Source organism: Pasteurella dagmatis, assembly GCF_900186835.1.
In the GTDB taxonomy this organism is placed as follows: domain Bacteria; phylum Pseudomonadota; class Gammaproteobacteria; order Enterobacterales; family Pasteurellaceae; genus Pasteurella; species Pasteurella dagmatis.
In genome coordinates this window covers 625,003-639,936 of sequence record NZ_LT906448.1, presented here as the reverse complement: position 1 = coordinate 639,936, position 14,934 = coordinate 625,003, and the positions used below count along the sequence as shown (strand labels likewise).

Below are 14,934 nucleotides of genomic sequence, written 5' to 3'. Positions count from 1 at the left end.
TTGTCTATATGAACACAACTCTTTTTAAGCACATTGTCAAACAAAGCAACTAGTTTGCTTTAAATGTAGCGCCAAAATTATTCTAATTAATAAGGGTTGGATTAGTAAAATACTAAGCAATATATAATACGATTGAATAAGAAGAGCTGATATTCAGCGGAGTAAAAATCTGAACCGATGCATAGAAAGAAAAAGCAAATAAGATCTGTGGTTCACACTCTTATTTGCTTTTATTTAATTTTAACTTTGATTATAAAACTTTATTTAATTTGGCAGGAATTCCTTGCCTTACCGCTGAACCACATACCCAATCTACCCAAGGCGATACAATTTCTTTTGTTATATCTAATATGCCTAAATCGTTGATATTTATTCCACGTTTTATTTGTGAATTACCAGAGATCTCTATACCGTCAATGACATAGCTGGTAGCCCCTAACTGTTTGTGTCCATAACCATGCTCAATAGCAATTGTCCCTTTCATTACGCCGTCCATCACAACAATTTGCACATTTTGTTGACCACCCGGTGTCATTAATGAAACTAAATCGCCATGTTTTAAACCTTGTTCTGTGGCATCTTGTTGGTTCATTGCTACAAGTCCTTCTGGTTTAATAGAGTGTAAACGCAATAAGGGCCCAGTAATACTACTCATTAAATTTGATTTAAATGAAATCAATTTAAAAGGCCATTCTTTGCTTGGATAATGGCTTTCGAGTGTTGAATTATCCGCAAACTGCGGTAAAAAATATTTTGGACAGCCATGATAGTGCTTACCGGTTTGAGAATGTTTGGCTTTTGCGACAGTTTCATTCCAAATTTGTAAACAGTTTTTCCAACGTGCTTGCATATTATCTTCTTGCCACGCACTTTTATGCGGTGCAAAACGTCCACCTTTACAATACACATTTGCTACTTTCAACACTTCTTCTGGTTTCAATGTTTGTTCTAATTTCGGTATTAAACGTTGCACACCTGTCAATAATAGATCTTCTATTGAAGCATCTTTTACTGGTTCCTTACCGTCATAGGCAATATTGGCGGCCGCACGTAAGAAGAAATCTTCAGTACAATTTAATGGATAGCTGTTTTGTTGTTTATCCATAATAGCGTTGTCACCAAAACCCGGTAAGTTCATTGCTTTAGCCACTGCAATGATAAAACTTTCCATACAAACCACGTCACCATTGGCTGTACGCGCATTTTTCGACTGAATCACTGGCCAACGTGCAGTGCTAGCTTTTGTTGGTACACCTGCCCAAGGGGTGCTAAATCCCCAACTTTCAAAGTTGTGCGTATCAGGCACAATGTAATCCGCTAATGCAGTGGTTTCATTCATAAATGCATCGACTGCAATAAATAACGGTAAAATTTTTGGATCACGCAACTTCGTATCTGTGATGTGATGAATCCCCGTCATTCCGTAAATCGGGTTGCTCATATGGCTAATCCACGCTTTCAGTGAGTAAGGATAACCTTGCAAAGCTGAGGTGATCATTTCTGACATTTGTCCACCGACAAATGGATACCACGATGCTTTCGCAGGATAAGGTGACACACCTTGTTCTACTTTGCGTTTAAACTCGCTTGAATTCTCATAAGCTTTTTTACTGCGTGCAAGATTAGTGCCTTTTGGTTTCACCATATTCGGGAAATTGGCTAAGTCATAACGTGGACCACCACCAAAATCCTTGAATTTTCCGCCCGACATACTCATACCGCCTTTTTTATTCATATTACCTACCATTGCGTTAAGTAATAGAATCGCCCAAGCTGTATAGAATCCTGTACCGTGCATTGTGCCACCGTGTGTTATTGCGGCAGCACGATGTCCGTGTGAAGTGAACTCTTTTGCAAGCTGGATTATAGTGTCTGTCGGCACGCCACAATGGGCTGAATATTCTTCAAGGCTATGTTCAAAACAAGACTCTTTAAATAATTGCATCGCAGATTTTGCTAATACTTGAGAGCCATCTTTTAAGGTGACAAAATCTTCTACGAAAATGACCGCACTTTCACAATCTTTTGCTGCAATAAATTCACCAGTCAATTGATCTTTCACGATAATATCACCATCAGTGTTTTTTTCAGGCACTGGCATTTCTAGCAAATCATGTAATCGAATCGCTTGTCCATAACGTTTATGGGCAGGATCTGCAATAAATAAATGGGTAGCATTGCAGAAACTAACCCCGTTAGCTTTTTGCATTGCATCTTCACTTGGAATAGCTAAATATGCTGCGTTATAACGTTCATTTTCAATAATCCAACGCAACATCGCTAGAGAGAGCGATAAATCAGTACCCGGCATAATTGGTACCCAGCGATTTTGTTTAACCGCTCGGCTATTTGTTAACTCTAAACGTGGTGCAACAACTACATAATCAAAATGATCTTCTGTACGTTGTTTTGCTAATTGGCGTGCTTGACGTTTGAATGGGTTACCCGCTTGTGCTGGTGATGTTCCCATAAAGAGAATAAACTCAGCGTGATCCCAATCGGGTTTTGCGTGTGAGTTATTGGCTAAATCATTCATAAATGCGCCAGAACCTGCACGATAAGACAAGCCACAAAATGATCCATGTGAAGCAAAATTGATCGTCCCAAAACTGTTATTGGCAAAACGTTTTAATAATGGCTGACGCCCCTCAGGGCCAGCAAAAGTCACCATAAGTTGATTAACTTTTGCACCAAAATCTAGGTTTTCGCTATCGACTGGCGTTTTTAAATCACGAATCGCTTTTAAGCCATCAACGTGCCCTTCACCAAATAAATCACCGCCATTTACTACTTCATCAACGAGTTGTTCAAAGCTAATGGTTTTCCATTTACCTTCGCCACGTTTGCCCACACGTTTTAAGGGTTGAATAATACGATATGGGCTATTAATCCCTTCAAGGAAGGCTGTGCCCCTTGCACAAGCCGTTGAGCGATTTTCTAAACCGTTTTCCCCTGTTACACTTAATTCTGCTTCTTTAATAGATTGGTTAAAATCAAGGTATTTATCGGCAGATAATGGATGATAAGGGTTGCCGTTGATGCGTATCACTTGATTTGTTTCTAAATCCACCCTTGCACGCAAACCACATAATGTCCAGCAGCCCATACATTGTGTATTGCACACCACTTGTTTACCGCTGCTAATCAATTGCCCATTTTGCACTTGATACTCAGGTAATAAAGAATTACCGTTAATTTTATCTGCGGTATGCTCACCAGAAGTGCCCTCAATGATCCCAGTTGCAATTTCTTTTACTTTCGGTGAATAACCCGCTATAAACGCGCTTGCGGTGCCGAGTGCTAAGCCGCCTTTTAATAAATTACGTCTTTGATTATTCATTTTCGCCTCCAGTAAAACCTTTTTGTAATAATGCGGCACTAAATAGCCACCACAGCAAAATGCCAATACAGATCCACAAACTAAATACGGATAAAATTCCTATCGCACCATCAATATGCCAACCAAGCTGATATGGGTTCATCAATGCGTTATATTTCGCCACACTTTGTACTTGGATTAATAAGATCCAGCGTACTAACCAAGTCAAACAAAGTGCGACCACTACTGTCGCTAAGTTATATAACATTGAATGTGGTAAATAAACCAACACAAACAATGCCACTAAGCAAGCAATCGCCAATAATGGTAAATTGCTGAAATACCATAATTGCGTCAACTGAAGTGCGGTCTGTTCTGACGAAAAATAAAAAGTAAGTAAAGTGACACACAAAGCAACCAAACTCAGTGCAGTAAAATGCGAGAAATAAGTTGGATTGTTTTGTTGTGCAAAAAGCGTACTAAAAAAACGACATAATAAAAATGCACTAGGTAATGCGCTGAATAAAATTAACGGCATTAAACTATAGTGATGCCATAAAGGACGTGCCTCAACCACGTACACTTCCATCGTGGTATAAACCAAAATCAATAATGACATTACGAAAGCAAATAAACGGAAAACTGTTGTCCAACGTGTAATATTCAAATTGCCCCAATAAAGCAAATGTAAGAATTTCGGTAGGCTATTTTGTGGCACAACTTGGCGCAGTAAACATAAGAAATATCCTGCAACAGCCACAGTAAATAATGGTAGGAAAATTGCCCCCCACGCCATCCACGACCAAGGTGTTAAATTCAAATAGAAGTTTGTAATTCGGCTAGGTTGGTGTAAGTCTGCTGTCAATGCGATAGGTGCAACAATAGAACAAGTTAACGCAATCACAATAGCGATAAATTCTGTGCGTAAGTTTTTCTCTTTATAATTGGCTAATAAACCGACAAATACCGAAGAGAAAGATAAGCCGATGAAGAAGAAATAACTGACTGCCCAAGGTAACCAAGCGATTGCTTGTGGCTCAACCACGATTTCACGAATCATCATAATCTAGCCTCCTGACCTTGCCATAACATTGGTTGCCCTTTGACTTGATCCACAAATGCATCATCTAATCCTAAATAAAAGACATGAGGAATAGTACCGGCATCTGGTTTTAACACTTTCAATTCTGCTTTGTGTGCTGCCACCATTTTGCTAATCGTACTATTTGGATCTTTTAAATCACCAATAATACGCGCCCCACCCACACAGCTTTCGACACAAGCAGGTAATAACCCAGCTTCTAAACGGTGTGTACAGAATGTACATTTATCCGCAGTTTTGGTTTCCTCATTGATAAAGCGGGCATCATAAGGACAAGCTTGCACACAATAAGCACATCCAATACAGCGTTCATTATTAATCACTACAATGCCATCTTTACGTTGATATGTCGCTTGCACAGGACAAACAGGTACACAAGGCGGATTATCACAGTGGTTACATAAACGTGGCAATAACACGTTATTCACTACTTGTTTTTCATCTGTCACTTCATATTGACGAACAGTTGTTCTAAATTCACCAATCGGCGTAGCATTTTCAATACCACAGCTGATTGTGCAAGATTGACAACCAATACAACGACGTAAATCTACCAACATTGCATAGCGATGCTCATCACTCCCATCTCGTCTCACTGGTTGAAACTGACTTTCCGCTTGACTCAATGGAATAAACGCTTGCCCCACACTTAACACAGATAATTTTTTCAAAAAAATGCGCTTACTCATTTTCATAGTTGCATTCCCTTTCGTGATTATGACTAACTCAATTGAGTTATGACTTTTTTTAGCGTATTGTTAATGCTGCTCAAATAAAAAACCATTGTGGTTTTCCACATAAAATGTGAGTGAATTTGATTTCAATCAAGAAAAGGAATGAAAGGTGAAAAAGTGCGGTCAATTTTTTAAAATTTCTCTGCTACTGATAGGCTTATTGCCCGCTCTAGCCCAAGCACAACAATGGAAAATTGGCATTTTGGCACAACGTGGTATCGCACATACCCACGCCACTTGGCAACCTTGGATTGACTGGCTTAATCAACAATTTCAAGCACAGCATCAATTTAGCTTAGTCACACTAGATCTCAATGAATTAGCAGAAGAACAGGCACAAGGAGTGGATTTTCTACTCACTAATCAAGCACAATTCTTTTATCTGAATAATAATGATGTTCGTTGGCTCGTTACATTAAGCTCTCCACGCCAAAGTCATCAATCTACAATGGGACGTATTGGCAGTGCTATTTTAGTCCGTCAAGAAAGCCCTTTTTATCAATTAACGGATTTAAGAAACAAAACTATCAGTGCAGTAGGAGATAATGCCTTTGGTGGTTTTTTGCTCGGTTATAATGAATTATATCGATATGGATTAATTGAAAATAAGGATTTCAAACTCAAATTTACAGGTTTTCCTGTTGATAACACATTGTTATTACTGCAAGAAAAGAAAGTTGATGCTGCCATTGTGCCTGTTTGTATTTTGGAAGATTTAGCCAAAGAGGGCATTGTGAAGCAAAACGACTTCCGCCTACTCGCCGGCAAAGAAAATCCGATCGGTTGCTTAGCCAGCACAGAATTATTGCCTAATTGGTCACTTGCTGCATTACCACAAGTGCCTGTTGAACTTGCCTCAAAGTTGGTCACTTTATTATTGAGTGAAATTCCACCGCACTTACCACAATGGACACCACCTTATTCCACCACTCAAGCAGACAATATTTTGCGTAGTATCTATAAACATCCAAAACAAAATTTATGGGACAGCACGAAATATTGGTTTCAACAATATCGCAGTTGGATTATTGTCATTGGCTTATTATTGCTATTGAACTATCTGTGGATAAGTTTTCAGGTTCATCGTAAAAGTAAAGCGTTAGAAAAAGCCTATCAAGAAATGCGACAATATGAACGACAATTAGCACAAGCCGATCGCTTAAGCATTTTGGGAGAAATGAGCACAGGTATTGCGCACGAAATTAACCAACCACTTTCGGCAATTCGAATGTATGTTGAAGGGGTTAAATACCAACTCAATCAAGCAGGGACTGAGCAAAATACTATTGCAATTTTAGATAAAATTTTGCTACAAGTGGATCGTAGTACGGAAATCATCCGCAATTTAATGAACTGGGCAAAAGGGAAAAGTGATGATAAAACAGAATCTGTTGAATTGTATAAACTGTTACAACGCATTATTAAGTTTATCTCTTTGCAATATCATAATCAGCCAACGATTATACTCAATTGCCCAACGTCACTTAAACTGGAACTCAAAACTACTATTTTAGAGCAAGTGATTTGTAATTGTTTGCTGAATGCCTCACAAGCTAAAGCCACTCAAATTCAAATCGATGTTAAAGAAACAGAAAATAATACTTATATTCATTTATTAGATAACGGAACAGGCTTTAAGCCCACTGAACTAGACTTTCCTTTTGTCCCATTTCGCACCAGTAAAACTAACGGGTTAGGCTTAGGGTTAGTATTATGTCAGCGCTTAATTCGTTCTATTGAAGGTGAAATCACTTTACAAAATCGCACAGGTCAACAAGGTGCAGAAGTGATTTTAACCTTGCCAAATAATAAGGGGGAAATATGTTAATTCATCTGGTTGATGATGATTTAACTGTATTAGACGCAGCTTGTTTTTTGCTAGAACAAGCAGGCTATCAAGTCAAAACATGGCCAAATAGTCAGGAATTTGTCGATAACGTGCCATTATTTGAACCAAGTATTGTGTTACTTGATATGAAAATGCCATTAATGGACGGACATCAAGTTCATCAATTTTTGCGTCAAAAAAACAGTACACTTGCGGTTATTATTATGACTGCGCATGGCGATGTACCAATGGCTGTGCAAGAATTGAAACAAGGTGCGGTAGATTTTTTACAAAAACCCGTGCAATTCAGCCAATTGCAATCTGTATTGAAATTAGCTGAAGAAAAAACCCATACTAGCTATGAACGCTATAAAATTCAAAGCTGCTATGAACAATTGAGCAAAAAAGAATTAGAGATTTTAGAATTATTAATTCAAGGCTATATCAATCGACAAATTGCTGAAACCTTGAATATTTCAGTGCGAACAGTTGAGGTTCATCGATCTCATATTATGGAAAAAATGCAAGCACAAACTATTGCAGAATTGATTTATAAAACAGCTCAATTATAAAAAAGATAAAAAATAAGGCAGTATCTACTGCCTTATTTATTACATTAGAGATTATTTAAATCCAACACATCTGTCATATCAAATAGCCCGCTTTGCTTATCAGCTACCCATTTTGCTGCACGCACCGCACCTTTTGCAAAGGTCATACGACTTGTGGCTTTATGTGCAATTTCTACACGCTCGCCAATATCCGCAAACCACACACTATGCTCACCTACCACATCACTTGCACGAATCGTAGAGAAACCAATTTCATCACGTTTACGCTCGCCTGTAATCCCTTCACGTGCAAATACACCGTGTGTTTTTAAATCACGGCCTAAAGTTTTCGCAATATGTTCACCCATTGATAATGCGGTGCCAGATGGTGCATCGACTTTGTGACGATGGTGAGCCTCAATGATTTCAATATCACAATAATCGCCCATTACTTTGGCAGCTTTTTCTAGTAATTTGAAGACTAAATTCACGCCCACACTATAATTTGATGCAAATACAATACCAATTTTGTCTGAAGCTTGTTTAATTTTTGTTTTACCTTCATCATCAAAACCCGTTGTACCAATAACCATTGCTTTTTGGTGAGCAACACAAAATGCTAAATGCGCAAGTGTACCTTCTGGACGAGTAAAGTCGATCAGCAAATCAAATTGATCTTTTTGGCTAGCTAAATCATCTGTGACTTTCACACCAATTGTTCCAATACCCGCTAATTCACCCGCATCTGTACCAACTAAGCTCGAACCTTGACGCTCAAAAGCCGCACCTAAACTCACGCCTTCCGCTTCTGTTACCGCTTGAATAAGTTGACGCCCCATTCTGCCACCAGCGCCGACTACTGCAATTCTTAATGTCATATATTATCCCCTCTACATTAGATGATGTGTTTCATTTCAAGGATTCCACTATACACCAAATAGCAACCAAACAGCAGAAAAATCACACCCGAGAAATTATCAATGTATCGGCTATATTGGCTGTAAAAATGTTTTGCTATTGGACGCGAAAATAACACTGAAATCACATAAAAATACAAAAATGTTTCGACCACAATCACGAAAAGTGCGGTTAAAATTTGCCAAGTTTCTGTTAAATTGACGAGAACTAATGACATCACACTGGCGAAATAAATGATCGCTTTAGCATTGGATAAATTGACCATAAGCCCTTTTAAGATCTCTTTTCTAATCGAAGTCATCTGATTAAGGGCTTGTTCGCTCATTTCTTCAAACACCACATTGTCGCGGCTTTTTAGCATCAGTAGCCCTAAATAGGCTAAATAGCCACCACCTAAACACATAATCACGCCGTGTAACATTGGGATTGTGGTAAATAAAATCGCCAAGCCAAGAATAGAGGCTAATGCCCAAAATAACACGCCTAATGTAATGCCGGTAACGCCACATATTGCATTACGGCGAGAATTGCTAGCCGCTAATCGACTGACATAAAGGAAATCAGGACCCGGTGTAATCAAACCAAAAAAATGCACAATCATTAAATTCAGCATTGTGATTTTTATCCATTAAAGAAAATATTGAAGAGCAACTAAAACAAGAATCGCATAAATAGCAGCAAGGACATCATCTAGCATAATGCCAAAGCCACTTTCAATCTTATGATCGAAATAGCGAATAGGAAAAGGTTTTAAAATATCGAAAAATCGGAACGCTAAAAATGCGCCCACACACCAGAATAAAGATAATTCAGGCAATGCAAGCAACACCAGAAAAACACCAACAATTTCGTCCCACACAATCGCACCGTGATCGTGCACGCCCATATCATCTGCAGTTTTTTGACAAAGATAACAACCTAGCGCAAAACAAAGTGCGGTCAAAATAAAGAAAATTATTGGGCTTAAATATTGTAACAATAGCCAGCCTAACACCAACCCAACAAGACTTCCCCACGTACCCGGTGCAGATCGCATTAACCCTGAACCAAAGCCAAGTGCTAAAAAATGAACTAGGTTTGTTAAGCTAACACGTTGAAGTGGGGAATCTTTCATTGCGTAAATCCTATTTAATTTTTATTTGAAGTGATCGAAGCCTGGCTTAATATCAAGCTCAACAGGCTCACCATTTCGTTCAAATTTAATCCGTTTTTTATTATTTGGGCTAATTGCGCGAACCTGTCCCACACAAGTGTATTGGACTCCAATATACGCCAAAGCACGTTCTAATTTTGCACGATTATTATCCGGCACAGTAAAACAAAGTTCGTAGTCTTCACCACCTGTTAACGCCAACACTTCCGCTTTTTCTCGCCCTACAGTTTCAATTAACTGTTCAGATAAAGGTAATTTACCGATATCAATCAATGCACCGCATTGGCTACGCGATAAGATATGTCCTAGATCAGCAACAAAACCGTCCGAAATATCAATCGCCGCATTTGCTAAAGCAGAAACTGAAAGCTCTAAACCGAGCAATACACGAGGGGTTGGACGTAAGTGACGTTTGATCAAATATTCTTGAGCAGAATTGACCGCACTTTCTCCCTTTAAAACAAACTGAAGACCCGCAGCACTGTCACCTAACGTGCCAGAAACATACACCCAATCCCCCACTTTGGCACTATGACGGCAAAGTGCTTTCCCTTTTGGAATAATACCTTGTGCAGTAATTGTGATTGAGAGTGGTCCTTTAGTGGTATCTCCACCAATCAAATCTACATTATAGTGATCCAAAATATCAAAAAAACTTTCGCTAAATTCACTTAGCCATTGCTCATTAATTTCAGGTAGGGTCAATGCAAGAGAAACCCAAGCAGGCTCTGCTCCCATTGCGGCAAGATCACTTAGGTTAGTCGCAACGGATTTATAAGCTAAATCCGCTGGACGAATATTTGGTAGGAAGTGCGTATTTTCCACCATTGTATCTGTGGTAACCACAAGGCGTTGATTTTGCTTTAATTCTGTTATCGCACAATCATCACCAATAGATACAATGACATCTTTACGCGGAGTTCGCTTTGAGGCTGTAAAATAACGTTGAATTATATCAAATTCGCCATTACTCATTAAGTACCTCTAAACCAATTATTTACGAGATAATGCTGGTGCAACTTTGTCTAGTACACCATTCACATATTTGTGGCTATCATCTGCGCCAAATACTTTTGTAACTTCGATTGCTTCGTTAATCACAACTTTGTACGGAACATCAAGCTCAAATTTTAATTCATAAACAGCAAGGCGTAAGATCGCTTTTTCAATTGGATCGACTTCATTTACATCACGATCTAAATAAGGTGCCATAATAACATCAACTGTTTCTACATTTTCAACAGTTTGACGGAATAACTTACGGAAATAAGGAACATCAACACCTTTTAAATCTTGTTCAGCAACAAACTCAAGCTCAATTTCTGCCGGTGAATTTTGCGATACATACCAAGAATATAACGCTTGAACTGCACACTCTCTCGCACGACGACGTGGAGATACTTTCTTCTCGACTATTTCTTCTACCATCTGAATTACGCTGCATCAATTTGAGCTAATAAATTTACCATTTCTAAAGCGACTAAAGCAGCTTCCGCACCTTTATTACCTGCTTTAGTGCCAGCACGTTCAATCGCTTGTTCGATGTTTTCGGTGGTTAATACACCAAATGCTACTGGAATTTCAGCGTTCATTGCAACTTGACCTAAACCACTACTTGCTTCACCCGCAACATATTCAAAATGAGCGGTACCACCACGAATCACTGTACCTAATGCCACGATTGCATCATACTTTTTAGTTTCCGCTAAGTGGCGTGCAACTAATGGTAATTCATATGCACCTGGCGCACGTACTAAAGTGATATTTTCATCTTTTATTTGACCAATGCGTTTTAACGCATCTAACGCACCTTCTAATAAACTTTCATTGATAAAGCTATTAAAGCGGGCAATTACTACTGCAATTTTTGCATTTGGGGCTGCAACAGCACCTTCTAATACGTTCATATTATTTCCTAATCTAAATAAAATAGTAATGGATAAAATCGGTTGCGAATTTTAACACAATTTTTTCATTCAATCAGTAGTTATGTTTATGATCTGTTGTGAACATAATAATACAGAGTGTAAAAAAAAAATAACAACTGTAATAAAATGATTACATTTTATTTTTTTTCAGTTAAAATGCTGACCTTACTTGTTATTTTTACTCGAGAGATATCTATGAAAAATAAAACCTTCGGCAGTGCATTATTAGTTGCTGGTACCACTATTGGTGCTGGTATGTTAGCAATGCCCCTTACTTCCGCAGAAATGGGGTTCACTTATACCCTAATTCTTCTCTTTATCCTATGGGGACTCCTTTCTTATAGTGCATTGCTATTTGTTGAAGTCTATCAAAAAGCAGAAACTAAAAATGCAGGAATCGCAACTCTAGCTGAACAATATTTTGGTCTGCCTGGACGTATTTTAGCGACATTTTCCCTAGTAATTTTTATGTATGCAATTCTTTCAGCATACGTCACAGGCGGTGGTTCATTATTATCTAGTATCCTGCCTTTCTTAGGGGAATATGCAACTCAAATTTCTATTGTACTTTTCACTCTTGTCTTAGGTATATTTATTGTGATCAGTACAAGTGCAGTTGACCTATTGACTCGATTCTTATTCATCATCAAATTAATTGCATTTTTATTTGTATTGTTGATGATGCTACCTTTGGTAAAAAGTGAAAACTTGATGGCAATGCCATTAAAAGACTTTTTGATTATTTCAGCAAGCCCTGTATTTTTTACATCATTTGGTTTCCATGTGATTATTCCAAGTATTAATAGCTATTTGGATGGCGATATTCGCCGTTTACGTATTGCAATTATTACTGGTACAGCAATTCCATTAGTCGCTTATATTATTTGGCAGATGGCAACACACGGTGTGTTCCCACAAACTCAATTTGTGGAAATCATTAATTCTGATCCAACGCTTAACGGATTAATTACCGCCACACACCAAGCAACAGACAGTTCTGTCATTAGTATTGCAATGCGTTTATTCTTTACACTTGCATTAATTACTTCATTCTTAGGCGTAGCATTATCATTATTTGACTGCCTATATGACTTATTAAAACGCGTGAAAATTAAAGCAAATCGCATATCTTTAGGTGTCTTAACATTCTTACCTCCACTCGTTTTTGCGTTATTCTATCCCGAAGGTTTCGTAATGGCGTTAGGATATGCAGGTCAAATGTTCACATTCTATGGTCTTGTTTTACCTGTTGGTATGGCGTGGCGTGCAAGAAAAATTTATCCAGATTTACCATACCGTGTCATTGGTGGTAGTATCACATTATTAGGTGCATTAATTCTCGGTTTATTGATTATGAATGTACCATTCTTAATCAAAGCGGGTTATTTGCCTACAGTGATTGGGTAATTATTTTTTAAATAAAAAGGCTTATATAAAATGTATAAGCCTTTTTTAGTCATAGAAAAGCCACCAATAATGGTGGCAAAATTTCAAAATCCTTTTGAAGACGGCAAAACTCATTGTTGCTTTACTTGAGAAAATCAGAAAAGTACTTTGAGTTAAATATGAATCGTTATATGTTTCGAGGTGATTGTCTCAACATCACCTCATATAAAATTATGCCATTTTTTTGACGGCTTCATCTGTTGTCCATAAATCATTTGCGATAATACGGAAGTTAGTTAAAGCAGCAAGATATCCATCCCCTTCTGGTAAACGAGGTCCGGCGGTTGCATCTTTAACCACAGTAACTTCAAAACCCTGCTCAATGAGCTCTCTTAAGTGAGACTCAATACATAGATTTGCAGACATACCCGCAAGTATAACTTGGTCCACTTTAAGCTTTCTTAACTGTAAAACAACATCATTCGTTTCTGGACCAAATACTTTATGTGGCGATGCAATAACTGTCTTACCATCAAAAATATAAGGTTTGTATTCAGGCATAAAATCAGCACCTGAGCCTTCAAACCCTTCCATACTGTAAGCACTCTTACGAGAGAACATACCTACATCGTGCATAAAATGCTCACCCGGACCACCAAATTCCCACTTATGATCCGCTGGATAATAATAATGAGGAGAAACAATAACAGGCATATCCACTGCCTTAGCTGCTTTAAATAAGCGTTCAATGTTTTCAACAGTGTTATTTTCAGTAACACTTTCCCCAACTACACCCCAGGTAACACCTTGAGGACTTAAGAAATCAATTTGTGGATCAACAACTACTAATGCAACACGTTTTTTATCAATTTGCATTCCTTTTCTTTGCATTCCATACTGTTTTGGCTCATCATAAGCACTATTCTTCCCTTTATTTTCTTTCGCATTTGCAGTACTCGATATCCCCATTGCACCTAAAACAGTGGCCGCCATTGCAACACGCGATCCTTTGTCTAATGCATTACGACGTTCTGTATCAATCTGTTCATTCATTACTTTATCTGTCATAATTATACTCCTAATAAATTTTTTGCTATGCGTCGATATCCGACAGCGCTATATTACTCAAACCCAAATTCCTTGTTTTAACCCAAAATCCAAAATTATTAACAGAGAATCCAAATGGACGCATTAAGTCAGTTATTTCATTATTTTCCTTTTCGTACAGATCTCTTCTTTATCGGTAAACTCTGTCAAATCGCAAAGTTTCAAGAAGAAAACAAAGGCTATCTACATTTTATTCGCCAAGGGAGTTTCTTATTACAGATTCATAATCATCCGCCCAAACGAATTGATAAACCTTGCATTATTCTTTCTGCCTCTAACACATTGCATAATATCCATCCACTAAGTGATGAGTTGGATATTTTCTGTATTAGTTTTGATTTTGGTAGTGGTGTCCTAAATCCAATTACAAATACAATTAAAGATACTGTGATATTAGATATTAGTGAGCAACCCGATTTAGCTGTCATTGCTTCACAAATTTTTCAAGAAAGTGAATCTCAAGAATATGGTTTTCAAGCCATTATTCATCACTTATCAGCTTATCTCACACTACAAGTCATCCGATGCTGTTTGAAACAAAACCATTTTAAGACGGGTTTACTAAAAGGATTGACTGATAAATATCTTGCTCCAGTGCTACTTGATATGCACCAGCGACCTGAATATAACTGGAAATTAGATGAATTAGCGACCAAAGCAGCGATGTCGCGTTCTAAATTTGCGGTTTATTTCAAAAATATTTTAGGTATATCACCAATGGAATATTTAACCCATTGGAGAATCACATTAGCGCAAACATTACTATTAAAAGGAAAATCCCTTACGCAAGTTGCTGATGATGTGGGCTATAGCCATAATGCAGCACTGACCAGAGCCTTTTTACGGATTGTCGGTAAATCCCCTACAGATTGGTTGAAGCTAAATAAAAAAGAGACAAAATAAAATGC

General features: G+C 38.0%; 14 protein-coding genes. 4 read left to right on the top strand and 10 right to left on the bottom strand.

Features of this window, described 5'->3' with window-relative positions; translation table 11 throughout:
• Positions 1-250: 250 nt before the first annotated feature.
• From CKV78_RS03045 to ttrB, 3 genes are read right to left on the bottom strand one after another with little or no spacing between them, the layout of a single operon-like run.
• A complete protein-coding gene (locus CKV78_RS03045; RefSeq protein WP_005762005.1) occupies positions 251-3,340 on the bottom strand; it encodes a tetrathionate reductase subunit A in 3,090 nt (1,029 codons plus the stop codon).
• Positions 3,333-4,382, bottom strand: coding sequence for an NrfD/PsrC family molybdoenzyme membrane anchor subunit (gene nrfD, locus CKV78_RS03040; protein WP_005762004.1), 1,050 nt, complete (start codon positions 4,380-4,382; stop codon positions 3,333-3,335). The genes CKV78_RS03045 and nrfD overlap by 8 nt, the downstream gene beginning before the upstream one ends.
• The gene (ttrB, locus tag CKV78_RS03035) at positions 4,379-5,116 is read right to left on the bottom strand and encodes a tetrathionate reductase subunit TtrB (protein ID WP_005762003.1); all 738 of its coding nucleotides are present in this window, start codon (positions 5,114-5,116) and stop codon (positions 4,379-4,381) included. Before ttrB ends, nrfD begins: the two co-directional genes overlap by 4 nt.
• Positions 5,117-5,264: 148 nt before the next feature.
• Between ttrB and CKV78_RS03030 the strand changes: the two genes are divergently transcribed.
• Together CKV78_RS03030 and CKV78_RS03025 are read left to right on the top strand one after the other, a co-directional pair.
• Positions 5,265-6,983, top strand: coding sequence for a sensor histidine kinase (locus CKV78_RS03030; RefSeq protein WP_005762002.1), 1,719 nt, complete (start codon positions 5,265-5,267; stop codon positions 6,981-6,983).
• Positions 6,977-7,555 (top strand): response regulator, encoded by a 579-nt coding sequence (locus CKV78_RS03025; protein WP_005762001.1) that lies wholly within the window; start codon positions 6,977-6,979, stop codon positions 7,553-7,555. Before CKV78_RS03030 ends, CKV78_RS03025 begins: the two co-directional genes overlap by 7 nt.
• Before the next feature lie 44 nt (positions 7,556-7,599).
• Here CKV78_RS03025 and dapB read toward each other — a convergent pair whose 3' ends face one another.
• From dapB to ribH, 6 genes are read right to left on the bottom strand one after another with little or no spacing between them, the layout of a single operon-like run.
• Positions 7,600-8,412 (bottom strand): 4-hydroxy-tetrahydrodipicolinate reductase, encoded by an 813-nt coding sequence (dapB, locus tag CKV78_RS03020; RefSeq protein ID WP_005762000.1) that lies wholly within the window; start codon positions 8,410-8,412, stop codon positions 7,600-7,602.
• A 17-nt stretch (positions 8,413-8,429) separates the two neighbouring features.
• Positions 8,430-9,065, bottom strand: coding sequence for a homoserine/threonine efflux transporter (locus CKV78_RS03015; RefSeq protein WP_005761999.1), 636 nt, complete (start codon positions 9,063-9,065; stop codon positions 8,430-8,432).
• A 15-nt stretch (positions 9,066-9,080) separates the two neighbouring features.
• Positions 9,081-9,566 carry a phosphatidylglycerophosphatase A family protein gene (locus CKV78_RS03010; protein ID WP_005761998.1) on the bottom strand — a complete coding sequence of 162 codons (486 nt, stop codon included), beginning with the start codon at positions 9,564-9,566 and terminating at the stop codon, positions 9,081-9,083.
• Positions 9,567-9,587: 21 nt separating this feature from the next.
• Entirely contained in the window at positions 9,588-10,580 is a 993-nt protein-coding gene (gene thiL, locus CKV78_RS03005) for a thiamine-phosphate kinase (protein ID WP_005761996.1), read from the bottom strand.
• Positions 10,581-10,598: 18 nt separating this feature from the next.
• A complete protein-coding gene (gene nusB, locus CKV78_RS03000) occupies positions 10,599-11,033 on the bottom strand; it encodes a transcription antitermination factor NusB (protein WP_005761995.1) in 435 nt (144 codons plus the stop codon).
• 5 nt (positions 11,034-11,038) lie between these two features.
• A complete protein-coding gene (ribH, locus tag CKV78_RS02995; protein WP_005761994.1) occupies positions 11,039-11,512 on the bottom strand; it encodes a 6,7-dimethyl-8-ribityllumazine synthase in 474 nt (157 codons plus the stop codon).
• Positions 11,513-11,728: 216 nt separating this feature from the next.
• On the opposite strand from ribH, the gene CKV78_RS02990 reads away from it, so the two are divergent.
• Positions 11,729-12,940, top strand: coding sequence for an aromatic amino acid transport family protein (locus CKV78_RS02990; RefSeq protein WP_032855114.1), 1,212 nt, complete (start codon positions 11,729-11,731; stop codon positions 12,938-12,940).
• Positions 12,941-13,150: 210 nt separating this feature from the next.
• Here CKV78_RS02990 and CKV78_RS02985 read toward each other — a convergent pair whose 3' ends face one another.
• A complete protein-coding gene (locus CKV78_RS02985) occupies positions 13,151-13,987 on the bottom strand; it encodes a cysteine hydrolase (RefSeq protein WP_005761992.1) in 837 nt (278 codons plus the stop codon).
• A 114-nt stretch (positions 13,988-14,101) separates the two neighbouring features.
• On the opposite strand from CKV78_RS02985, the gene CKV78_RS02980 reads away from it, so the two are divergent.
• The gene (locus tag CKV78_RS02980) at positions 14,102-14,929 is read left to right on the top strand and encodes a helix-turn-helix domain-containing protein (protein ID WP_005761991.1); all 828 of its coding nucleotides are present in this window, start codon (positions 14,102-14,104) and stop codon (positions 14,927-14,929) included.
• Positions 14,930-14,934: the final 5 nt, after the last annotated feature.